Annotated in this window: 24 protein-coding genes; 12 read left to right on the forward strand and 12 right to left on the reverse strand. The window is 37.1% G+C overall.

Annotated elements, in window-relative coordinates; genetic code table 11:
* Positions 1 to 121 precede the first annotated feature (121 nt).
* Positions 122 to 475 carry a DUF4258 domain-containing protein gene (locus C7H19_RS18685; protein WP_106458443.1) on the reverse strand — a complete coding sequence of 118 codons (354 nt, stop codon included), beginning with the start codon at positions 473 to 475 and terminating at the stop codon, positions 122 to 124.
* 184 nt (positions 476 to 659) lie between these two features.
* Here C7H19_RS18685 and C7H19_RS18690 point away from each other — a divergent pair, with 184 nt between their 5' ends.
* The 4 genes from C7H19_RS18690 to C7H19_RS18705 all read left to right on the forward strand — a co-directional run bounded on the left by C7H19_RS18690 (position 660) and on the right by C7H19_RS18705 (position 7,731).
* Positions 660 to 3,314, forward strand: a complete 2,655-nt coding sequence (locus C7H19_RS18690; protein ID WP_106458444.1) for an NACHT domain-containing protein — start codon at positions 660 to 662, stop codon at positions 3,312 to 3,314.
* A 78-nt stretch (positions 3,315 to 3,392) separates the two neighbouring features.
* On the forward strand, positions 3,393 to 6,017 hold the full coding sequence (locus tag C7H19_RS18695; protein WP_106458445.1) for a chloride channel protein: 2,625 nt from the start codon (positions 3,393 to 3,395) through the stop codon (positions 6,015 to 6,017).
* A 278-nt stretch (positions 6,018 to 6,295) separates the two neighbouring features.
* Positions 6,296 to 6,946: a bifunctional 4-hydroxy-2-oxoglutarate aldolase/2-dehydro-3-deoxy-phosphogluconate aldolase gene (locus C7H19_RS18700; protein ID WP_106458446.1), complete on the forward strand. Its 651-nt coding sequence runs from the start codon at positions 6,296 to 6,298 to the stop codon at positions 6,944 to 6,946.
* A 56-nt stretch (positions 6,947 to 7,002) separates the two neighbouring features.
* On the forward strand, positions 7,003 to 7,731 hold the full coding sequence (locus tag C7H19_RS18705; protein ID WP_106458447.1) for a metallophosphoesterase family protein: 729 nt from the start codon (positions 7,003 to 7,005) through the stop codon (positions 7,729 to 7,731).
* Here the strand turns inward: C7H19_RS18705 and C7H19_RS18710 are convergent.
* Genes C7H19_RS18710 through C7H19_RS18720 form a run of 3 tightly spaced genes read right to left on the reverse strand, consistent with a single transcriptional unit; the run spans position 7,677 to position 9,666 of the window.
* Positions 7,677 to 8,906, reverse strand: coding sequence for a BaiN/RdsA family NAD(P)/FAD-dependent oxidoreductase (locus C7H19_RS18710; protein ID WP_106458448.1), 1,230 nt, complete (start codon positions 8,904 to 8,906; stop codon positions 7,677 to 7,679). The genes C7H19_RS18705 and C7H19_RS18710 overlap by 55 nt on opposite strands.
* A 7-nt stretch (positions 8,907 to 8,913) precedes the next feature.
* Entirely contained in the window at positions 8,914 to 9,321 is a 408-nt protein-coding gene (locus tag C7H19_RS18715; protein WP_106458449.1) for a type II toxin-antitoxin system VapC family toxin, read from the reverse strand.
* 6 nt (positions 9,322 to 9,327) lie between these two features.
* On the reverse strand, positions 9,328 to 9,666 hold the full coding sequence (locus C7H19_RS18720; RefSeq protein ID WP_245927631.1) for a hypothetical protein: 339 nt from the start codon (positions 9,664 to 9,666) through the stop codon (positions 9,328 to 9,330).
* 89 nt (positions 9,667 to 9,755) lie between these two features.
* Here C7H19_RS18720 and C7H19_RS18725 point away from each other — a divergent pair, with 89 nt between their 5' ends.
* Positions 9,756 to 9,959, forward strand: a complete 204-nt coding sequence (locus tag C7H19_RS18725) for a hypothetical protein (protein ID WP_106458450.1) — start codon at positions 9,756 to 9,758, stop codon at positions 9,957 to 9,959.
* Positions 9,960 to 9,991: 32 nt separating this feature from the next.
* Here C7H19_RS18725 and C7H19_RS18730 read toward each other — a convergent pair whose 3' ends face one another.
* Positions 9,992 to 11,686 (reverse strand): hypothetical protein, encoded by a 1,695-nt coding sequence (locus C7H19_RS18730; protein WP_106458451.1) that lies wholly within the window; start codon positions 11,684 to 11,686, stop codon positions 9,992 to 9,994.
* Between the two features lie 370 nt (positions 11,687 to 12,056).
* Here C7H19_RS18730 and C7H19_RS18735 point away from each other — a divergent pair, with 370 nt between their 5' ends.
* Both C7H19_RS18735 and C7H19_RS25835 read left to right on the forward strand, forming a co-directional pair.
* Positions 12,057 to 12,572, forward strand: coding sequence for a type IV pilin-like G/H family protein (locus tag C7H19_RS18735; protein WP_106458452.1), 516 nt, complete (start codon positions 12,057 to 12,059; stop codon positions 12,570 to 12,572).
* A gap of 245 nt (positions 12,573 to 12,817) precedes the next feature.
* A complete protein-coding gene (locus C7H19_RS25835) occupies positions 12,818 to 12,994 on the forward strand; it encodes a hypothetical protein (RefSeq protein ID WP_181280666.1) in 177 nt (58 codons plus the stop codon).
* Positions 12,995 to 13,028: 34 nt separating this feature from the next.
* Here the strand turns inward: C7H19_RS25835 and C7H19_RS18740 are convergent, their stop codons facing one another.
* Positions 13,029 to 13,241, reverse strand: coding sequence for a hypothetical protein (locus tag C7H19_RS18740; RefSeq protein WP_106458453.1), 213 nt, complete (start codon positions 13,239 to 13,241; stop codon positions 13,029 to 13,031).
* 87 nt (positions 13,242 to 13,328) lie between these two features.
* Positions 13,329 to 13,481, reverse strand: coding sequence for a polyprotein (locus C7H19_RS25840; RefSeq protein WP_106458454.1), 153 nt, complete (start codon positions 13,479 to 13,481; stop codon positions 13,329 to 13,331).
* Positions 13,482 to 13,841: 360 nt separating this feature from the next.
* Between C7H19_RS25840 and tnpA the strand changes: the two genes are divergently transcribed.
* A complete protein-coding gene (tnpA, locus tag C7H19_RS18750) occupies positions 13,842 to 14,306 on the forward strand; it encodes an IS200/IS605 family transposase (protein WP_106458455.1) in 465 nt (154 codons plus the stop codon).
* 239 nt (positions 14,307 to 14,545) lie between these two features.
* Here the strand turns inward: tnpA and C7H19_RS18755 are convergent, their stop codons facing one another.
* Positions 14,546 to 14,740 (reverse strand): PIN domain-containing protein, encoded by a 195-nt coding sequence (locus C7H19_RS18755; protein WP_106458456.1) that lies wholly within the window; start codon positions 14,738 to 14,740, stop codon positions 14,546 to 14,548.
* 62 nt (positions 14,741 to 14,802) lie between these two features.
* Complete coding sequence (locus C7H19_RS25845) at positions 14,803 to 14,967, reverse strand: hypothetical protein (RefSeq protein WP_181280667.1); 165 nt, start codon at positions 14,965 to 14,967, stop codon at positions 14,803 to 14,805.
* 301 nt (positions 14,968 to 15,268) lie between these two features.
* Here C7H19_RS25845 and C7H19_RS18760 point away from each other — a divergent pair, with 301 nt between their 5' ends.
* Together C7H19_RS18760 and C7H19_RS18765 are read left to right on the forward strand one after the other, a co-directional pair.
* Positions 15,269 to 15,781: a type IV pilin-like G/H family protein gene (locus tag C7H19_RS18760; protein WP_106458457.1), complete on the forward strand. Its 513-nt coding sequence runs from the start codon at positions 15,269 to 15,271 to the stop codon at positions 15,779 to 15,781.
* 7 nt (positions 15,782 to 15,788) lie between these two features.
* Entirely contained in the window at positions 15,789 to 16,574 is a 786-nt protein-coding gene (locus C7H19_RS18765) for a hypothetical protein (RefSeq protein WP_106458458.1), read from the forward strand.
* Between the two features lie 344 nt (positions 16,575 to 16,918).
* Here the strand turns inward: C7H19_RS18765 and C7H19_RS18770 are convergent, their stop codons facing one another.
* Together C7H19_RS18770 and C7H19_RS18775 are read right to left on the reverse strand one after the other, a co-directional pair.
* The gene (locus C7H19_RS18770; protein WP_106458459.1) at positions 16,919 to 17,536 is read right to left on the reverse strand and encodes a Uma2 family endonuclease; all 618 of its coding nucleotides are present in this window, start codon (positions 17,534 to 17,536) and stop codon (positions 16,919 to 16,921) included.
* 27 nt (positions 17,537 to 17,563) lie between these two features.
* Complete coding sequence (locus tag C7H19_RS18775) at positions 17,564 to 17,788, reverse strand: hypothetical protein (protein ID WP_106458460.1); 225 nt, start codon at positions 17,786 to 17,788, stop codon at positions 17,564 to 17,566.
* Positions 17,789 to 17,840: 52 nt separating this feature from the next.
* Between C7H19_RS18775 and trmFO the strand changes: the two genes are divergently transcribed.
* Both trmFO and thrB read left to right on the forward strand, forming a co-directional pair.
* Positions 17,841 to 19,178, forward strand: a complete 1,338-nt coding sequence (trmFO, locus tag C7H19_RS18780) for an FADH(2)-oxidizing methylenetetrahydrofolate--tRNA-(uracil(54)-C(5))-methyltransferase TrmFO (protein WP_106458461.1) — start codon at positions 17,841 to 17,843, stop codon at positions 19,176 to 19,178.
* 4 nt (positions 19,179 to 19,182) lie between these two features.
* A complete protein-coding gene (gene thrB / locus C7H19_RS18785; RefSeq protein WP_106458462.1) occupies positions 19,183 to 20,094 on the forward strand; it encodes a homoserine kinase in 912 nt (303 codons plus the stop codon).
* A gap of 22 nt (positions 20,095 to 20,116) precedes the next feature.
* On the opposite strand, the gene C7H19_RS18790 is transcribed toward thrB, so the two are convergent.
* Positions 20,117 to 20,431 carry a P-II family nitrogen regulator gene (locus C7H19_RS18790; protein WP_106458463.1) on the reverse strand — a complete coding sequence of 105 codons (315 nt, stop codon included), beginning with the start codon at positions 20,429 to 20,431 and terminating at the stop codon, positions 20,117 to 20,119.

The raw sequence follows: 20,431 nt of genomic DNA on the forward strand, positions 1-20,431 counted from the left end.
AGCGGCTACGATACTTTGGGGGTTGCCCCACGGGACAATAGCTCGATGCCAGGATTAATCTTCAAACACCATTACCCTCTATCCGAAACGATAGGGGATTTTTGGTTTGGGTAATTTTTACCTATCCACGTACTCGATTAATAGTTTTATTGTGCCAGTAAGCTGTTAAAATTTGTGGGTTTGGAAGACCATGACGACATACAACCCTTAGTCCTCGAAGCGTATTGCCAAATTTATAATAAGGAGTTTTCTCTAAAATACGATCGCTGAGGGTGTAGATAACAGCACCTTTATTATATTGTTTACGGCCATAAAGAAGCGCAATCTGAATCATTATCTTATTTATAGCTCGCTGTTGCTGACGACGTTGAACATGATTAGTATCTTTTTGTGGTTGCAAGATATTTAAAGATTGAATTTTAATCTTGTTGCTGTCATCTTGAAAAATCTGGTAAATCTGTTTTTGTGTATTCATATTTTATTTCATATATTCGATAATTTGAGATTAATTGAAAAATCAAAGCTTAGAAAGAGCAGAACGCATCAGAAAAAAAGTGAGGTGATCTGAGCTTGTGTTGAATTTAGTGAACAACTATGATTTTGTTATGAGCTTTTGGGAACTCTAAATTATAAACATGAACATTCTTAACAAGATCGGTATGTCTACAAGAAGTGTTAAAGCAAATCCAGAAGGACAGAAGAAACTCAGATCAGCACAATGGCAAGATGGCAAATCTTTAACTTATGAGCGTATAGAAGAAATAACAGGAATATCTAAAACTACAATTGAACGATTTTTTAGAGGCATAGGTATTGATAGATCTAATGCAGAAGGAATTACTCAGTGTTTAAGATTAAATCTCTCTGATATAGTTGATTCTCCTTTCTCCTTAGAAAAAGTCAAAACTTTTACAGAAATGATAGAAGAACAAATTCAACGTCTTACAACTAATCCTCTAACAGCAAGAGGAGGAATGACGTTTAATAGTACAGATATTTACGTTCCTTTAGATTTAAAAGAAAGAAAACAACAACCAATCATAGATAATGTATCTATAAAAGATGATGTAAAATATACTGAAACTAAAGATGAAATAACTCGTGTATTTAATAATAATGAGTTTTTCGAGGAAGTTTTAGAAAAAGGAAATAGCCCTAAAAGTAATAATCAGCGAATTGCTATCATTGGAGAGCCAGGAGCCGGAAAAACAACATTTTTACAGAAGGTTGCAAAATGGCTATTGAATAATAAACAAGAAAATACCGTAATTTGGGTTTCTTTGGCGGATTTGCAAGAACAAAGTTTAGAAGATTATTTATTACAAGAATGGTTAAAACAAGCACTCAAAGTTAAACACACCACCGAAGAAGCCCAAAATACTCTAGTAGAAATTTTTAAACAAGGACAAGTATGGTTATTATTAGACGGTGTTGACGAGATGGGATTGAATAACCCCTTGTTGTGGATAAATACACAATTAAAAAGTTGGATAAATTCAGCAAAAATTATTTTAACTTGTCGTTTAAATGTTTGGGATACTGGAAAAAATTATTTAGAGAAGTTTGATGTATATTGCAATTTGAATTTTAATGAGCAACAAGTTGAGCATTTTATTGATAAATGGTTGGCTACGGTTAATCCAAATAAGTATGCTATCTCTCTAAAAGAAGAATTAAATAGAACAGGAAATCAGAAAATCCGTAATTTAATAAAACAACCTCTTTGTCTAACTTTACTGTGTTATTCTTGGCAATTAAGAGGAGAAAGATTACCAGAAACTAAAGCAGGTTTATATAAATGTTTTGTTGAGCATTTATATGAGTGGAAATCACAATACTTTTCTACAACATCAACACAGCAAGAGGAATTAAATAAAGCTTTAGGAGAATTAGCCAAAAATTCATTGGATCAGTCATCATCTCGTTTTCGATTAACTCATACTCAAGTTGTTAACGTTTTAGGTACAATAGATGAACCTTCATCTTTATTTAAGTTAGCTTTAAATATAGGATGGTTAAATAAAGTAGGGGTTGCTGCTGAAAATCCTAATGAGCCTGTTTATACTTTTTTCCATCCTAGTTTTCTAGAGTATTTTGCAGCAATTAGTATTGATAATTATAATTTTTTTATTAATCATATTCCTGAAAATCCAGAGCAAGGTATATATCGAGTTTCTGAGCCTCAGTGGAAAGAAGTAATTTTACTATGGTTAGGACAAGACAATAATAAAATTGATGAAAAACATAAAAACTCTTTTATTCAAACTGTTATTAAATTTATCGATAATGAAAATAATTTAAAATTTTATCGTTTAAAAGCTTTAAAAAATCTAAAAGATTGGCTAGAAGAATTTTCAGATTGTTTTTTAAATGAAATAATTTTTATTGATTATGATAATTTAGAGCAACAATATTTTTATGATTTTCATGTTGAAAAAAGTAGAATTAATCATTTTGATCAATCTATTTATGTAGATTTTTGTCAATGGCTTAATGTCGAAATTGACCCCAATTTTCCTGTTAGTTTATTAATCCATATTGATCAAGAGTTATTAAATGAAATTTTAGTTTTGTTTTTAAATAAAATTGGATATTTTAGTAGTAATGTAGAAGATAATGTCAATTTAATCATTAATTACTTTTTAGAGAAAGAATCAATCAATAAAATACGTTTAGGTAGTATTTTAAGTCTTAATAAAATCTTACATAATACGGAAAGTATAGATGAATCAATACTTATAAAGATAGTTCAATTATTCAAAAAATATCCAGAATACGAATGTAATTTGCTATTAGAATATTGTTCTAAACATATGAGCTATCCAAATTTCTCTAGAGCATGGCATGGAGAAGCTATAATAACTAACGAGACTACTATCCAATATTTAAATCAACAATATACGGATATAAGCGAGATCCTTAATCAACTCACTCCGACACAAACAATTTATCCCATTTGCATCAACATTAAAACTATTAGTGAAGAAACAAATATAGATAAACTAGCTAAAGGAATCAGTAACCGAATCTTTAAAACGATCGCTAATTACTCCAATCGTCAAATTAATGATGTCTACGACTTAGAAAATCAACTGATCAACCTCAAAACACATCTAAATATTTCAAAACTCGCTTTGATTTTTTATGGAGACAATCCTAGTAGCACTTTTTTAACTCTTTGTAAAATTTTTAGTGATGAAGCCTCTATTGCAGTAATCACAACACAACCTGTCGAACCTCCTTTACGAGGATTTATTCCTAATCAACCTTTTTTAGTTAATGCTTTACAAACTTGGCTAAATGAAATGGAATAATCAAACTTGGTCACATTCACTCTTTACACGATAACCTATAGCAGTAACCCCCGAAAATCGAACGCGTTATGAGGCTCCGTGCATCTTTTAAATACCTGCAAACGCTGGTTTAAATCTCGACACTTTGGACGAAGTGCGATCGATACCCGATATGCTCTTGTCGAAGCGTGTTTAATTGGGGTTCTCTCTGCTGTTGCGGCACTGCTCCTCAAAGAAGGGATCGGATGGTTAGGGGGGATACGCCTCGATGCAGCAAATCAGTTTGGAGCATGGATTACATTACCTCTAGCGGGTTTAATTTTTGGTGGTTTATCGGGCTGGGTACTCGAACACTATTCCCCTGCTGCTGCTGGTGGTGGAATTCCGCAAGTCAAAGCCGCCTTAGCTAGATTTCCTATTTCTTTATCATTAAAAGTTGCAATTGTCAAGCTTTTTGGGACAATTTTAGTTTTAGGAGCGGGGTTAACTCTGGGTAGACGAGCGCCGACGGTGCATATCGGGGCTGCTTTAGCCGCACAACTGTGTACTTGGGTGCCGACTTCGCCTGAGCATCGCCGTCAAATGATTGCTGCGGGGGCTGCTGCGGGGTTAGCTGCGGGTTTTGCTACACCAATTGCGGGGGTTTTGTTTGTTGTCGAAGAACTAATGCGGGATGTTTCAGGATTAACTTTAGAAACCGCTATTGTTGCTTCATTTACGGGTGCAGTTGTTTCGATGCTGCTTCAGTCAGCAGATTTGAATATTCCTGCTGTATTATTGGATACCGTTAAAACAAGTTTTTCAGCACCAGAAATTCCCTTTTATATTTTACTTGGTGCATTAGCTGGCGTTTTAGGCGCTTTTTTTAATAAAGGTGTGTTGTACTTTTCGGGGTTGCAGAGACGATTAAATTTATCATTATCCGTCAGAATTGGTGTAATTGGATGCTTTTCGGGGTTTATTATCGCTTTATTGCCGCCATTCTTCCGAGATAATGCAGGATTACGAGAATTCTTAGTCAATGGAGAATTATCGTCGCCCAACATCGCTATTGCATTTGTCGCCCATTTTCTCCTTACCATGTTAGCTTACAGTTCTGGTGCGCCGGGGGGTTTATTTGCACCAGCTTTAGTCATGGGTTCAGCGTTAGGATATTTAGTAGGGGAAGTAGAACACTTTATTACAGGTACATCGACAGAGGTTACGTTTGCTTTAGCGGGTATGGGAGCAATGTTTACTGGAGTCGTTCGAGTTCCCATAACAGCGATTGTAATTGTTTTCGAGTTAAATAGTGATTTTAATTTAGTTTTACCTCTAATGATTACTTGTGCAGTTTCTTATATTACTGCGGAAAGTGTTTTCGGGGGTTCACTCTATCAGCATTTACTCATCGCTAGTGGTATTCCTTTTAAAGAAGAAAACGCAAACGATAACTTTTTGAGTCATTTAACCGCAGCAGATGTCATGCAGTCTCAGGTAGAAACCTTATCGAGTGACTTAACCTTAGATGAAGTGCTAAAAATCATGTCTCTTTCCCATCATCGGGGTTTTCCAGTCGTTGCACAAGATGTATTAGTGGGAATTTTTACACAGAGTGATTTAGATAAAAAGCAACACTCAAAAGAAACCCTTCTAAAAGAAATAATGACAAATCAACTGATAACCGTCAACCCTTCAACTTCCATCAGTGATGTTTTATTTTTACTTAACCGCTATAAGCTTTCGCGTCTTCCCGTCACCGAAGGTAATAAACTGGTGGGAATTATTACGCGTACTGATATTATTCGAGTAGAAGTCAATCAATTGAGTGGACAACCTTTAGATTTAGTCAAAACTGCACCCTCATATATAATTTATCAGACTCGTTCCCCAGCTACAGGAAAAGGACGAATATTATTACCCATCGCTAACCCAGAAACAGCAACAGCCTTATTTCAAATAGCAGGAGCGATCGCACGTTATCATAACTATGAGATAGACTGTCTCCAGATTATCAAAATTTCTCGTCATAGTTCCCCATCAGAAACCCAAGTTGATACACGTGAAGCTAGAAAAATTATGCACCGTTTGGAACGAATGGGGAGACAACAGCAACTATCTGTACATACACAAATCAGAGTAGCGCAAGATATCTCTGAAGCTATTATAGAAACAATACGAGAACGTCATATCAAAATGATGGTGATGGGATGGAAAGGAAATACATCAACTCAAGGTGCAATTTTTGGTGATATGGTTGATACACTTATTCATCAAGCAACCTGTGAGTTAGTCTTAGTCAAACTGAGTACAAACCCTTTAGTATTTCCCTATTATCTAAATAATCGTGCAACTTGGTTAGTATCACTCGCAGGCGGACCAAATGCTCAAAGTGGCATACAATTATTACCAGCCTTTGCTAAATTATATGCTCGCCCTGATACACCCGAACTTTGGTTATGTCGAGTTTATCTTCCATCTGATCTTGACCCAGATTATCAAAGTTTGCAAGAAGTTACCCAAGCGTTAGAAAATAAAATAGATAAACCGATTATCTCTGTGCCTATTTGTTCTCATTCTGTTGTTGATGCCATTACAGACTTAGCACAAGCAAAAAACTGTGATGTGGTGATGTTGGGAGCAAGTCGAGAAGGATTACTCAAAAATGTGATTTATGGTAATATTCCCGAAACCATTGCGAAAAATGTCGATGGGACTGTTATTTTAGTAAGAGGAGCATTGTGATTTTTCTAAATGGAAATTTAATCTAATGACAAGTACACCAGTGAATGAATTCACTGTCTTATAGCAAAAGTCCATTAAAATGGACTAAACTCCTTGCAAAGAGTCGGTTTTAACCGACTTAAGCTTTGAGACAGGGATTTTAATCCCTGGCGTACTGTATTACAGCACAATTCCCTTAAAATGGACTGAAAGCCTTTTAAAATTAGTCGGTTTTAGCCGACTTAAGCTTTGAGACAGGGATTTTCATCTCTGGCGTATTTATTGTATTTATAGCATTAATGAAAGAAAACGCAGATTATTTAGAATCTTGGTGGGATGTTTTGCGAAAAGAACGAGTCATTGCTGTGATACGATCGCAAGATATCGATTTAGCTATTAGTTTAGCGTCATCAGTGGCAGCAGGTGGCATTAAATTAATTGAGATTACTTGGAATAGTAAAGATCCTGCTCAGATTATCCAACAATTGAATATAGATTTACCTGATTGTTGGATTGGTACTGGAACTATTTTAACCGTAGACGAACTCCAAAAAGCGATCGCATCTAAAATTCGTTTTTGTTTTACGCCTCATGTTAATCCTACACTAATCCAAATGGCGAATCAGGCTAAAATTCCGATTATTCCAGGTGCATTAACTCCAACTGAGATTATTACAGCTTGGCAAATGGGGGCAAGTTGTGTCAAAGTATTTCCCATACAAGCAGTAGGAGGTGTGGAATATCTTAAAGCATTACAAGGGCCTATGGGAGAAATTCCCCTAATTCCCACTGGAGGTGTTACGCTAGAAAATGCGAAAAATTTTATTAGTGCAGGTGCGATCGCAGTTGGTTTATCTAGTCAATTATTTCCCTCATCTTTAATTCAATCTCAAGCTTGGTCGAAAATCACCCATTTAGCAGAAAGACTGAAACTGGATTTAGCCTCATAATACTAAGAAAATAGTATCCCATCTAATTGTATTGACCGTCTTTTAAAGTTAGGATCATGAGTACTCTAGTAATTGGTGATATACATGGTTGTTCAAAAGCTTTGGATCATTTACTCAAAGCTGTAGGACTGCGATCGTATGATAAGATCATTACACTAGGAGACTATGTTAACAAAGGCCCTGATTCAAAAGGAGTCCTTGAAAGATTAATTAAATTAAATAAAACGGGTCAATTGATCCCATTACTGGGAAACCATGACATCATAATGTTAGAGGCGCGTACAGATAAAAAAGCTGCCCTAGATTGGTTTTACAAAAAAGATGGAAATAAAACCCTAGCATCTTATGGACAAAATGACTTAAAAGCTTTGTCCAACATACCTAACTCTCATTGGAATTTTCTAGAAAAGAAATGTTATTCCTGGTTAGAAACCGAAAATTTTATCTTTGTTCATGCCAATCTTAATCCGAAACTTCCCCTAAATCAACAATCCCAACAAGACTTATTTTGGAAAAAACTTGATAAACCGCTTCCTCACTATTCTGGTAAAACGATGATTTGTGGTCATACCAGTCAAAAAAATGGTAAACCAATTAATCTAGGTTATGCTATATGTATCGATACATGGGCTTGTGGTCGTGGTTGGTTAACAGGATTAGAAATAGAAACGGGTAGAGTATGGCAAGCGAACCAAAAAGGAGACATTAGAACCAGTTGGATTAATGATTATTATACTCGCCCGATCGCTTTACCCGCTAACCAAGAAGTTGTCCATGCACTCTGAAAATTAAAACCACCCGTCACCCCGTCAATATCTAAGATTTCCCCCGCAAAATATAAACCCCGACAGATTTTACTTTCCATCGTCTTAAAATCAATTTCTTTTAAACTCACCCCCCCACAAGTCACAAACTCCTCTTTAAACACCCCTTTACCTGTAATTTGATATTGACTTTGCGTTAATTCTTGCACCAATTGATTTAAAGAAGATTTCGATAAATCTGCCCAAAGGGTTTCAAAATTTATTTTTAGATAAATTAGAATGCTTTGCCAAAGACGTTTAGGCAATGAAAATGGACAAAAACTAGATACTTTTCGTTTAGAATGCTCATTTTTTATATTAATTAAAAATTGGCGAATCGTTTCAGAATTATATTCACTTAGCCAATTAATTTGTAAAGACATCTTATAACTGTGGTCATGGAGAATTCTAGCACCCCAAGCCGATAATTTTAACACCGCAGGGCCACTTAAACCCCAATGAGTAATTAAAACTGGTCCCGTTTGCTCTAATTTTGTTTTATCGAGAGTCAGTAACCTAACAGTCGCATTCTCGACGCTTACCCCTGCTAAATCTTTCAGACGAGAATCATTAATTTGGAACGTGAATAAAGACGGTACAGGTGGTTCGATGGTGTGTCCTAGGGTTTTTGCCCAACGATAGCCAAGAGGGTTACTTCCAGTAGCGATGAGAAGACGATCGCATTTTAAGATATTTCCATTTTTTAAAGCCACCTCAAAGCCATCTGATACGTGACTAACGGACTGCACTATCGTATTAGTCATCAGTTTTACCCCATTAAAATTAGCCGCATCCATCAAACAATTGACGATCGTTTGAGAATTATCTGTAACGGGGAACATTCTGCCATCGGCCTCCGTTTTTAACTTAACACCTTGCGTCCCAAACCAGGTCCATGTATCTTTAGGTTGAAAGCGAGTAAACGCACCTCTTAACGCTTTTCCCCCTCTAGGATAGTAATTAATTAATTGAGATGGTTCAAAACAGTGATGGGTGACATTGCATCTACCCCCACCCGAAATGCGAACTTTAGCGAGAGGTTCGCGTCCTGCTTCGAGTAAAGTAACTTGTACATTAGGATAGGTATTCCCGCAGGTTATCGCACCGAAAAAACCCGCAGCACCTCCACCGATTACAATAACTTTTTGTTGAGTCATAATCTAATTATGGAACACAAATAATTCCTAAACCTGCCATTTGACGGATGTGTTCATCAAAAGAGAAAACTTCTAAGACTTCTAAGCGATAAGCCATAACTAAAATAGAACAGTCTGTGTAACTCCATTTTTTGTCATCATATTTACAAAAAGCTTCCCAGACTTTAGCATCATCATAATCTGATAGATTAATATATAGATGTTCTGTTCTTAGAAGTTGACCAACTTGGATCGATACTTGACTAGAAATTTTAGTGCGAAGCCATGTGACTGTTTCATCAAAGACTGTTTCTAGGATAATCCAACGTTTTTGAGGGTTTTGTGAGATATATTGAATAGCTGAGTGATGATGAGTTTCAGAACGAACAAAAAAAGCGACTAAGGCAGATGTATCAACAATAATTTCTTGATTCACAGGTTTTTAGGAGAAAATTTCATCAATTTTTTCAGCATAGTTAGTCATTATCTCACCTTGTTCATTTTTGCCCACGATATATTTAGGGTCAGGCTGAGAAATTTCAAGAGTACCACACAGTTTCCACGTCTCGGTATGAGTAATATTATAGGTCTCCTCAAGATATTTTTCTAACGCTATGGCGATGATATCGGATACAGGTGTCGGAAGGCTATTCAGACGGGATATCAATTCATCGGGAATGTTAATCGTGATTTGAGTCATAAAGTGTTTATAGCGATCGTCACTATTTCTATGATAAATCTGTATAAGGGTTAATGGGTTAACTTCTACTTTTTTCCACATAGAAACCCTAGTATTTCCAAGTCTTTTGGGACTGACATGACTTTATCTCTCTTTTATTCTGTAGATAGTTAAAGAAAGAAGGAAAACCCATGTTAGTCAACTCTCTCATTCCCCAAGCAGTTCGTAATTATGTAATGATTAGTGCATCGGTTGTTGTTCTCAGCATGGGTTTAACAGATGTATTTTATAGCCCGCAGAGAATGGGTCAACAAGATAGAATCGATAACTATAGCAATTATATTAAAGCGGGTATGGTAGCTGCCACAAAAACCAGTTTAAAATCGGCACAATAAAGGTGGGTCATCCCCACCTCGATTAAAAAAGTTTAAGATAGTAATGCTTTAGTACTCGATTCTCCTAGTTTTCGTAGTTGACGTGACATCTGGAAACTGATTAATGATAAAGCTGTCCATTGTCCTAAAACAGACATTAAAAGCGGAAACAAAGACATTTGATGTTGAACCGCTAACATGGGAAAAGCAGAGAAAAACCAAGGCCAAGCGAGATCATCGGGAAAGATTCGTAATATACTAAGAAATAGTTGCGGTAATGTGATTAAAGATGCGATCGCACCACCTACCCATAAACTACGCTTCTGAGTTTTTTGTAATAAGATCCATTGGGCGATCGTACCATAAATTAAAATCATGTTTACGGTGATGAACAATCCCACGATAGTTGATATCTTGTATTCTTTGAGGGGTGAGAAAAGAATCGCAGGAACTAGAAATACAATCACAATGGCTAAATTTAGCGCGAATGCCACAGTAGACGGACTTTTTTCGCTAAATAGCAAATCATAAATCAGATTTTTGGGTTTATCTAAATGACGATAGCGCATCCAATCTTGCATTGCTTGTCGTCCTGGACTGATGGCAAACATTAAAATTATTGAAAATGCTACCAATAATCCAAGTAATATGGTATAATTAGCGAAAATTGCTTGAGGATTTGTGGTTTGTAAGACAAAACCTAAGCCAATAACGATAAAGCTACCTGTTACCCAATAACTCTGGGATTTACTTAATAGTGTTGCCCTAGGATTATGAAAACATCGTTTTAAACTTTGATGAATCCAATAAGTCCACAAAGCAAAATTGAGTAAGATAAAGGTTATAGTGGCGATCGTATTACTCCAGATATTTTGACCATACCATCCCCAAGTTGAACTACTCGGAAGACCTAAATAACCGACTGCGGAGTTAGAAAGAAAAGTCGATCGCACCAAATAGGGTAAACTAATTACTGGATTAAACAGTAAAAGGAAATTAAAAGGTGTAGCGGGCATATCTTCATAAGCATAACTATAACTATGGAAAAGCCATAGAGATGAAACGAAGAGAAACCACAAAATTGAGCCACTCGCTACAAAACCTTGAAAACTGCCAATTTTATGACCAATTAGCCCAAAAAGTAAAGCCGCACTATAGAAAAAGGCGCAACTAGCGATTAATACTCCATAAAAGCTTAAAATTAGACTTAAAGGAATACTTGCCAATAAACCCGCAGTAAGATGAAACGGTAGAGCCAAAGCCCCCACAATATAAAGTAAAATCGGAACACCGAAGATTTTGCCCAAGAAAATATCTTTAGCGGATTGAGGACTCAAACGTATAAAATTCAGTGTACCTCGGTTTTCCTCTTTAGATAAATCTGCGATAAGTAAATATGTACCAACCACCAAGAGAGCAAAAATCCCAAGGATGCTAAGACAAATAAAGATATCTAGCCACCATAATTTATCGAGAATCATTAAGTTATCATTAAGATCCTTGACACAGTAAGTATTGTTATGATAATAGCCTGATTGATAGCTTGGTGGCGGACTACCCGTACAATAACGGTTAAAAACTCCTTCAGAAACAGGTAAATCACTTTTGGAGTTGAGATAGACCAAAAATTGACCAATAATCGAGACAGCCGCAGCGATGAATATGTTTCGAGGTTTAAGCTGTCCTTTTAATTCTCGCAAAAGTTGGGGATTCCATTCACCTAGTAGATCGATTTGTTTTAATCCCATCATCTGTCATTCCTCATTGTAGGGGATTCGAGGTTCTTTCGCTCAACCTCTATGCAATCCATAATGACGCGATTTTGTTCAATTGCCAAGCTACCGCCCCCTAGCCCCCTCCTTCAAGGAGGGGGAACTGGAAAACATCGCTCAATTCTCCCATCTCCTCATAGGAGAGGGGCTGGGGGTGAGGTTCAATAAGGAGGGGGAACTGGAAAAAATTGCTCAATTCTCCCATCTCCTCATAGGAGAGGGGCTGGGGGTGAGGTTCTCTAAAAAACAAAAAAATTTTTTCTTTTAGTGATATGTATTTTGATCAAAGTGGGTACATTGTATTTAGAAGAGAAAAACCCACCTACCACAAGGAAAAAATACTCACATGAATACTCAATTTAAAGTCAAATTTCTCAACCACCTCGCTAAAAAGAAAAATAACAAAGGTTTCACCTTAATTGAACTATTAGTCGTTGTTATCATCATCGGTGTACTGGCTGCGATCGCACTTCCCAACCTCCTCAGCCAAGTTGCTAAAGGCAGACAAGCAGAAGCTAAAACCAACCTCGGCGCTCTCAACCGCGCACAACAAGCTTACCGTTTAGAAAAAGCGACCTTTGCTAATGCCATGACGAGACTACCCATTCAAATGGATTCTGGACAATACTACACTGTTACTGTAGTAGGTGGCACTGTAGTGGGTGCTAATCACCTAGCATCATCACTACCAGCCTATACTAATGATATTAAAGATTATACCTCTGCTGTTGGTCAACTTGCTGATGGCACATATAGTGCGATCGTCTGTGAACAAAACACGAATCCATCTCTAAACAACATCGGTCCGGCTGTTGCTACTGGTACTGCTGCTTGTGGTACTAATAGTGAAGCAGTTAACTAAGTCTAATCGGTTAGAAATAGCTTAATTCTATATATTTACGGAGGGTTTGATTTTACCTTCCGTATTTTTTGTTTTATTGGGGTGGGTGAGGTGTAGCGAAGTATGCTAGAGCCAAGTATGCTAGGGATTTTAGTCCATAACCCACCGCGAAATAAATTTCACGGCTAATAGCAAAAGTCCATTGAAATGGACTACAAACCATTTAATTAAATTAGTCCGTTTTAACGGACTTAAGCTATGAGACAGTGAATTTATTCACTGGCAAACCAACAAACCAACAAACCAACAAACCAATAAACCAACAAACCAATAAACCAACAAACCAACAAACCAACGAACCATCAAACCAACGTACCAATAAACCAACAAACCAACGAACCATCAAACCAACAAACCATCAAACCAACGAACCAACAAACTAATACCAATTCTAAAAAATTTGACTACAGATCCTGATTAGCGATCCCCCCAACCCCCCTTATGAAGGGGGGTGCCGCAGGCGGGGGGATCAAAACCTGTAGCATTGGAAAAGTGAATTGATATAACTAACAAACCATCAAACCAACAAACCATCAAACCATCGAACCAACGAACCAACAAACCAATAAACCATCGAACCATCAAACCAACAAACCATCGAACCATCAAACCATCAAACCATCGAACCATCAAACCATCAAACCATCAAACCAATAAACCAATCAACCAACGTACCAATAAACCAATCAACCAACGTACCAATCAACCAACGAACCATCAAACCAATAAACCAACGAACCAACGAACCAACAAACCAACAAACCAACGAACCATCAAACCATCAAACCAATAAACCAATAAACCAATAAACCATCGAACCATCAAACCTACGAACCAACGAACCATCAAACCATCAAACCAACAAACCATCAAACCTACGAACCGACGAACCAATTAAACCATCAAACCAACAAACCAACGAACCAATAAACCATCAAACCATCAAACCATCAAACCAACAAACCAACAAACCAATAAACCATCGAACCATCAAACCATCAAACCAACGAACCAACGAACCAACGAACTAACGAACCATCAAACCAACAAACTAATACCAATTCTAAAAAATTTGACTACAGATCCTGATTAGCGATCCCCCCAACCCCCCTTCATAAGGGGGGTGCCGCAGGCGGGGGATCAAAACCTGTAGCATTGGAAAAGTGAATTGATATAACCAACAAACCAACAAACCAATAAACTGATAAACATAATAAAGGAAACAAAAAAATGGCATTATGGCGATTATATTATCATCTTGTCTGGGCTACAAAAAACCGTTATCCCTATTTAACATCTGAAAAAGAAAAAAAACTTTATCCTTATATAATAGGTAAAGCCGATTCATTAAACACAATTATTCATGCAATTGGAGGAATAGAAGATCATATACATCTTGTTGCTTCAATTCCACCTAGTATATCAATTACTGATTTTGTGAAAAACCTCAAAGGCAGTAGCTCTCACTACCTCAAGACTAAATTAATAAATTCTCCTAAATTCTTTTGGCAAGAAGGATATGGAATTTTTTCTTTAGGAAGGAAACAATTAGACCAAGCAGTAAATTATGTTATAAATCAAAAAACACATTATCAACAAAAAACTATTATTACATCCTTAGAAACAACTAGCTTTGAAAATAATCCCCCATCCCGTGAGTATTTGATTAGTCAATCAGAGAATTATGAAAGTTAAAAATTAATCAGGTAATCGTTAGAACACCAATTCGCCAGGGATTAAAATCCCTGTCTTAAAGCTAAAGTCGGCGGGGCTTACAAGGTGCGGACGCAGGTTCCGCACACAGCCCCTTGTTAAAACCGACTAAAAGAACGACTTCCAGTCCATTTTAATGGACTTCAGCTATGAGACAGAGAATTCATTCTAGATGCGGTATTAATATTTCAACAATTACCCAATTAAATCTTCAATTTCTATCATTCACTGGCGTTTTCAATGTTAAATTTATAATATTTAGCGTTTTGAGAACTAATAACTAACGTAAAAGCTTCATTTAAGAAAGCTTGCCAAATTATGCTAGGTGAGCTAAATACCTCACTTCTATAGTTAGCTGATATAATTACTGAAGTATCTAAAATAACTCTTAGCTTATCCTTTTTAGGATTCACCATTTAAAGCCTCATCTAAGATTCTGCTAATCTCTAATTGTTCTTCAGGTGTACGAGGCATACTTCTAACATCCCGAAGTTATTTTTAAAATAAGCTGTTCAGAACATTTTAAGGGGTTTAAGCTAATCTGTTCTGCTGCTTGAATTGCATTTATAATAGCAGTTTTAGTATCTAACCAATTATTAAGATACAATTCTGATAAACTTGGTATGCTTTTAGTAAAGTCCATTTTATTCTCAATAAAACTAAATATATAATCTTTATTTATAGTCATTAAATTAAAATTTTTATAAAACTAGATAAGAATGAATGACTTAATGTAAATATAATTACAATAGTGATTAATTTATATTCTATCTTGATTGTAGAGTTGGCGGCAACTGACACTTTGTAGGTCAGAAGTAAACATTCTACTTCTACAAAGACGTTAGCATAAATATCAAGATTTGATGAAGATGACATATCTTTAGCTCAAAGTGGGTATCCTGTAACTAATAAGACGAAATCCCTACCACAAAGATACAAGGACAATGAACACCCACTTTACAGCCGAATTTCTGCAAAACCTTGTTAGGAAAAGAGAAAACAGAGGTTTTACACTAATTGAACTTCTAGTTGTTGTAATTATGGTAGGTGTTCTTGCCGCTATTTCTCTACCCATGCTACTACAACAAATAGCAAAAGGAAGACAAGCCGAAGCTAGAGCAACTCTTGGAGCGATGAACCGCGCACAAATGGCTTATCGCTATGAAAAAACGGTTTTTGGACAAATACAAGACTTACCGATGAAAATTCCATCACCAGGGCAATACTATTCTTTTGCCAATGATGGAACACCTGATGCAACCTATGGCGCACAAAAAGCACTAGCTTTACCTGACTATGACAACGATATCAAAAACTACGCCTCAGCATCTGGACAAAGTGCCTCTGGTGGCTACAATGCGGTGTTATGCGAAGATGATACACCCATTCAGGATAATGTTACTACGGCTAATGCAGCAGGTGTTGTATCTTGTGTCGATGGAATTGACCTAAAATAAAAAGCTTATGATTACAACTTTTAATCAACAATGGGTAAAAACAATTGGTTTAGTTAGTGGGTTAATAGCCTGCTTAGGTAGTATTAGTTATCTGCAATTATCTCGCATTAATATTGTATCTAACAATTTAGGAGTTAGAGACGTTCAACAAGAAGCGAATACCGAAAAAGTTAAATTAAATTTTGTTAATTCGATGCCTAGTTTTGGCTTCAAAAACCTAGTCGCCAATTGGTCATTATTGCAATTTATTCAATACTACGGTGATGATGATGCGAGAAAAGTAACAGGATTTGATCTAAGTCCCGATTATTTAGATATCATTGTCAAAAATGATCCACGTTTTGTTAAATCTTATTTACTAATTTCTCCTGCTTCTTCCATTAATGCAGGTCTTCCTCTAAGAACTATTTCTGCAATGAATAAAGGTTTAGAGAAATTATCACCTCAAACAAAAGACGCTTATCTAATTTGGTTATATAAAGGTGTTGATGAACTCTTATTCTTAGGCGATATAAACGCAGCAAAAAACTCTTATAGTATGGCGGCAGACTGGGCAAAAATAGCTAACAATACACGCCTAGAAAGAGCGGCTCGTGGTACAGTTGAGTATCTTTCTAATAATCCCGATAGTAGTCAAGCACAAGTCGGGGCATGGTTTTTAGTCTGGGTAAATGCTCGTGATCAAAATACTCGTAAAATGGCTCAAAATAATATTGAAAAGTTAGGGGGAAAAATTGTATTTGGTGAGAATGGTCAAGTTTTTGCAGTACCTCCAAAGTCGCTCAAAGATTAAAATTCCTGTCTCATAGCTAAAGTCGGTTAATGAAAGAAGATAATGATTTAATTGGGTAATCGCTAGAATAACAATATCACCAGGGATTAAAATCCCTGTCTCATAGCTAAAGTCGGCGGGGCTTACAAGCTGGGCGCGCAGGTCGCCCAGACAGCCCCTTGTTAAAACCGACTAATTGAATGGCTTACAGTCCATTTTAATGGACTTCAGCTATAAGACAGTGAATTCATTCACTGGCGGTCCTGGCGGTACTGAGTTTAGATAAAAATATTTGTGCAAGAGTTCTAATAATTAACTCAATAATTTTAAACTTTCATCATTTTTGAACAGAATTTCCTACTTATTTACTCTCCTTTAAATATATCTTCTGCGGTTAATTTTAACTCAGGAAAACTCTTAGAATTGATTAACTCATTGCCTCTAAATTGAATGGATTGATACTCACCATTTACAAGATTATATATCGTTAAAGTTGGCTGTTTAGGAGAGCCAATAAACTTTCTTCCACCTAAACCTAAATAATCAATAATCCAATATTCAGCAATACCTATTGATTCATAAACATCTAATTTGAGAGCATAATCATCACTCCAATTGCTGCTGACTACTTCAATAACTAATTGTATAGATTGTCCGAAGATAATTGTAGATTCTTTTTCCCATCTCGGTTCATTTTTAATAAATTCCTTCTTTAAAACAATAACATCTGGCTCATATCCAGATAAATCATCTGCCTTAATAAGACATTCTTTTGGTATAAAATAAGGTAAACCCAACCGTCGAATCTCGAAACTGAGTTCATTCATGGAAAATCCAGCAATTTGAGAATGTTTTCCTCGCGGTTTAGGCATTGATATAATCACTCCATCATGCAATTCATAACGATTTTCTGAGCTTTCTGGATACCAGTGAATAAACTCATCAAAATTAACCAAATTTGTTTTTAATAAAGATAAAATCATATTTGTTTTCCCATTTATTAATGTGAATTAACTCATCCATTCTGAGTGACGCAGTTGGCGTACCCATTCGGTACTATCTTTTAAATCTTCTCGCTCCTGCCACATTCCAACAAAAGGTTCATTTTTCATCCTTAAAGGTTGAACTTCTTTAGCTTCAGAAGTTTTCTTTAACTGAATATCAAGTAAATGTTTTTCTTCCTGACTTAGAGAATTAATAATATTTACTAAAGAATTAATTAATTGAGTATTCATAATAAACGATCGATCATAGTTATAGAATTATTCTATGTTAAAATAACAATCTATGAATTATTCTACCGTTCATGTTATTGGCGGCGGTTTAGCTGGAACTGAGGCCGCATGGCAACTCGCAAGCGCTGGTATTCCTGTTGTTTTTTCGGAAATGCGTCCAGTTCGCTCCAGTCCTGCCCATCATACCGCCGAATTAGCCGAGTTAGTCTGTAGTAATTCCTTTGGGGCGAAAGAAAGCGATCGCGCAGCCGGTTTACTACACGAAGAATTGCGCCGTCTTAATTCAATTATCATCCAAAAAGCCGATCAACACGCCGTACCCGCAGGCGGTGCCTTAGCCGTAGATCGAGCGATATTCAGCCGAGAACTCACCGAAACCCTCGCCAGTCACCCATTAATCGAATTTCGCCGCGAAGAAGTAACCGAAATCCCCACAGATAGTATAGTTGTTCTAACCACTGGACCCCTAACCAGTCCCGCATTAGCGCAAGATCTCCAACGCTTTACGGGGATGGACTATCTTAGCTTTTTCGATGCCGCTAGTCCCATTGTTACGGGAGATTCCATCAATCAAGATATCGCATTTCTCGCCTCTCGCTACGATAAAGGAGAAGCCGCCTACTTAAATTGTCCTTTTACTAAAGAGCAATATCTTGACTTTTTACACGAATTGTGCATAGCCGAACAAGCCGAATTAAAAGACTTTGAACGCGAGACAGCCAAGTTTTTTGAAGCTTGTCTCCCCATAGAAGAACTCGCTAGACGCGGTGAAGATACGATGCGTTACGGGCCACTAAAACCCGTTGGTCTTTCGGATGCTCGTTATACCGGACAAAGACCCTATGCTGTGGTACAGTTACGCCAAGAAGACAAAGCCGGGCAACTTTGGAACATGGTCGGTTTTCAGACGAATCTAAAATGGGGTGAACAAAAACGCATTTTTAGCATGATTCCAGGGTTAGAAAACGCCGAATTTGTCCGGATGGGTGTCATGCACCGTAATACTTTTATTAATTCTCCTCAGTTACTTTCCCCTAGCTTACAGTTTAAGACCTGTCCGACTTTATTGGCAGCCGGTCAATTAGTGGGAACCGAAGGCTATACCGCAGCAGCAGCAGGAGGATGGTTAGCGGGAACGAATGCCGCTAGATTAATCTTAGGACTAGAACCCCTTACTTTACCTGTAACAACTATGATGGGGTCATTGTTTGAGTTTATCAGTTCCGCATCTGTCAAACATTTTCAACCGATGCCCCCGAATTTTGGTATATTACCCAGTTTTGACGCAAAAATCCGCAGTAAACGGGAACGATATCAAGCATACCGCGATCGCTCTCTAGCTGATCTAGAAACTTGGAAAACTCAACTCAAACAGCCTTGTTTAACCTAAAAATATGAATTCTGTTACCGTCACTGTACCCGCAACCACCGCAAATATCGGCCCCGGTTTTGACTGTTTAGGGGCAGCTTTAACCCTGTATAATGATTTTACTTTTACCATTCTCGATACTCCAGAAACCGTAGAAATTAGTGTCACGGGAACAGAAGCGGCAAAAGTAGGCACTGACAAAGATAATTTATTGTATAAATCTTTTCTTTCGTTATATCAACACGCAGGTTTAACCCCACCACCCATAAAAATCGAAATTGGCTTAAATGTACCTTTAGCGCGTGGTTTAGGAAGTTCTGCTACAGCAATTGTTGGCGGTTTAGTTGGTGCAAATGAACTAGCGGGGCAACCCTTTAGTATCAATGATGTAATGGAACTTGCGATCGCCCTTGAAGGTCATCCAGATAACGTTGTACCAGCTTTATTCGGAAAATGTCAATTATCCGTCGGACAGCCTGGAAACTGGCAAATTTGCGAAATTCCTTGGCATGATGATCTTATTCCCATCGTCGCAATACCTAACTTTGAACTCTCTACCGAAGCCGCCCGCGCCGTATTACCCAAAGATTATAGCCGACAAGATGCTATTTTTAATATCGCGCATATGGGCTTATTAATTCGTGGACTGGAGACAGGAAACGGCAACTGGTTAAGTCAAGCAATGGATGATATGATTCATCAACCCTATCGTCTAACCCTAATTAAAGGATACGATGCCGTCAAACTAGCCGCCTTAGCGAGTGGGGCTTACAATGTAGTAATTAGTGGTGCAGGTCCCACTTTACTCGCTTTAGCCTATCGTCCGCAAGCAGAATATGTCGTTACAGCAATGCGCGAGACTTGGGCAATGGAAGAAGTGGAAGCCGATGTACAGATATTAGCATTAGACTTAGAAGGTGTAAGGGTTAAGCCTTAGATAAGCGTATTAATACTGATGCTTAATGACGAACCCATTTAGCGTCAGTGACTAAACAAACTCCGCCCCCTTTTTTGAGAATTGGGTTAATTTTTTCCACAAGATGACTCAGTTGAGTTTCATCTTTACAAACCGTCATCACATAACTACCACTAAAAGCACAACCGATATCCGAACAAGATATACCGCGATCGCCTTTTCCTGCCGTATCATCAATCACTGTATAACCCGATACTTGAACTTCATCTAAAATCCTCAAGGTTTTTTCTAAATAAGAGTGATTTACAATAATTTCTACTCTTTTTACTTCCTCAAAAAAACTCATTACTTCATTCAT

It is taken from the genome of Aphanothece hegewaldii CCALA 016 (assembly GCF_003007785.1).
Lineage (GTDB): Bacteria > Cyanobacteriota > Cyanobacteriia > Cyanobacteriales > Microcystaceae > Chroococcus > Chroococcus hegewaldii.

Coding starts and splice junctions, on each gene's coding strand:
- C7H19_RS18685 (WP_106458443.1), bottom strand. CDS start 475: ATGAATACACAAAAACAGATTTACCAGATTTTTCAAGATGACAGCAAC.
- C7H19_RS18690 (WP_106458444.1), top strand. CDS start 660: ATGTCTACAAGAAGTGTTAAAGCAAATCCAGAAGGACAGAAGAAACTC.
- C7H19_RS18700 (WP_106458446.1), top strand. CDS start 6,296: ATGAAAGAAAACGCAGATTATTTAGAATCTTGGTGGGATGTTTTGCGA.
- C7H19_RS18705 (WP_106458447.1), top strand. CDS start 7,003: ATGAGTACTCTAGTAATTGGTGATATACATGGTTGTTCAAAAGCTTTG.
- C7H19_RS18710 (WP_106458448.1), bottom strand. CDS start 8,906: ATGACTCAACAAAAAGTTATTGTAATCGGTGGAGGTGCTGCGGGTTTT.
- C7H19_RS18720 (WP_245927631.1), bottom strand. CDS start 9,666: ATGTGGAAAAAAGTAGAAGTTAACCCATTAACCCTTATACAGATTTAT.
- C7H19_RS18725 (WP_106458450.1), top strand. CDS start 9,756: ATGTTAGTCAACTCTCTCATTCCCCAAGCAGTTCGTAATTATGTAATG.
- C7H19_RS18730 (WP_106458451.1), bottom strand. CDS start 11,686: ATGGGATTAAAACAAATCGATCTACTAGGTGAATGGAATCCCCAACTT.
- C7H19_RS18735 (WP_106458452.1), top strand. CDS start 12,057: ATGAATACTCAATTTAAAGTCAAATTTCTCAACCACCTCGCTAAAAAG.
- C7H19_RS18740 (WP_106458453.1), bottom strand. CDS start 13,241: ATGGTTCGATGGTTTGATGGTTTGATGGTTCGATGGTTTGTTGGTTTG.
- C7H19_RS25840 (WP_106458454.1), bottom strand. CDS start 13,481: ATGGTTTGTTGGTTTGATGGTTTGATGGTTCGTTGGTTCGTAGGTTTG.
- tnpA (WP_106458455.1), top strand. CDS start 13,842: ATGGCATTATGGCGATTATATTATCATCTTGTCTGGGCTACAAAAAAC.
- C7H19_RS18755 (WP_106458456.1), bottom strand. CDS start 14,740: ATGGTGAATCCTAAAAAGGATAAGCTAAGAGTTATTTTAGATACTTCA.
- C7H19_RS25845 (WP_181280667.1), bottom strand. CDS start 14,967: ATGGACTTTACTAAAAGCATACCAAGTTTATCAGAATTGTATCTTAAT.
- C7H19_RS18760 (WP_106458457.1), top strand. CDS start 15,269: ATGAACACCCACTTTACAGCCGAATTTCTGCAAAACCTTGTTAGGAAA.
- C7H19_RS18765 (WP_106458458.1), top strand. CDS start 15,789: ATGATTACAACTTTTAATCAACAATGGGTAAAAACAATTGGTTTAGTT.
- C7H19_RS18770 (WP_106458459.1), bottom strand. CDS start 17,536: ATGATTTTATCTTTATTAAAAACAAATTTGGTTAATTTTGATGAGTTT.
- C7H19_RS18775 (WP_106458460.1), bottom strand. CDS start 17,788: ATGAATACTCAATTAATTAATTCTTTAGTAAATATTATTAATTCTCTA.
- trmFO (WP_106458461.1), top strand. CDS start 17,841: ATGAATTATTCTACCGTTCATGTTATTGGCGGCGGTTTAGCTGGAACT.
- thrB (WP_106458462.1), top strand. CDS start 19,183: ATGAATTCTGTTACCGTCACTGTACCCGCAACCACCGCAAATATCGGC.
- C7H19_RS18790 (WP_106458463.1), bottom strand. CDS start 20,431: ATGAATGAAGTAATGAGTTTTTTTGAGGAAGTAAAAAGAGTAGAAATT.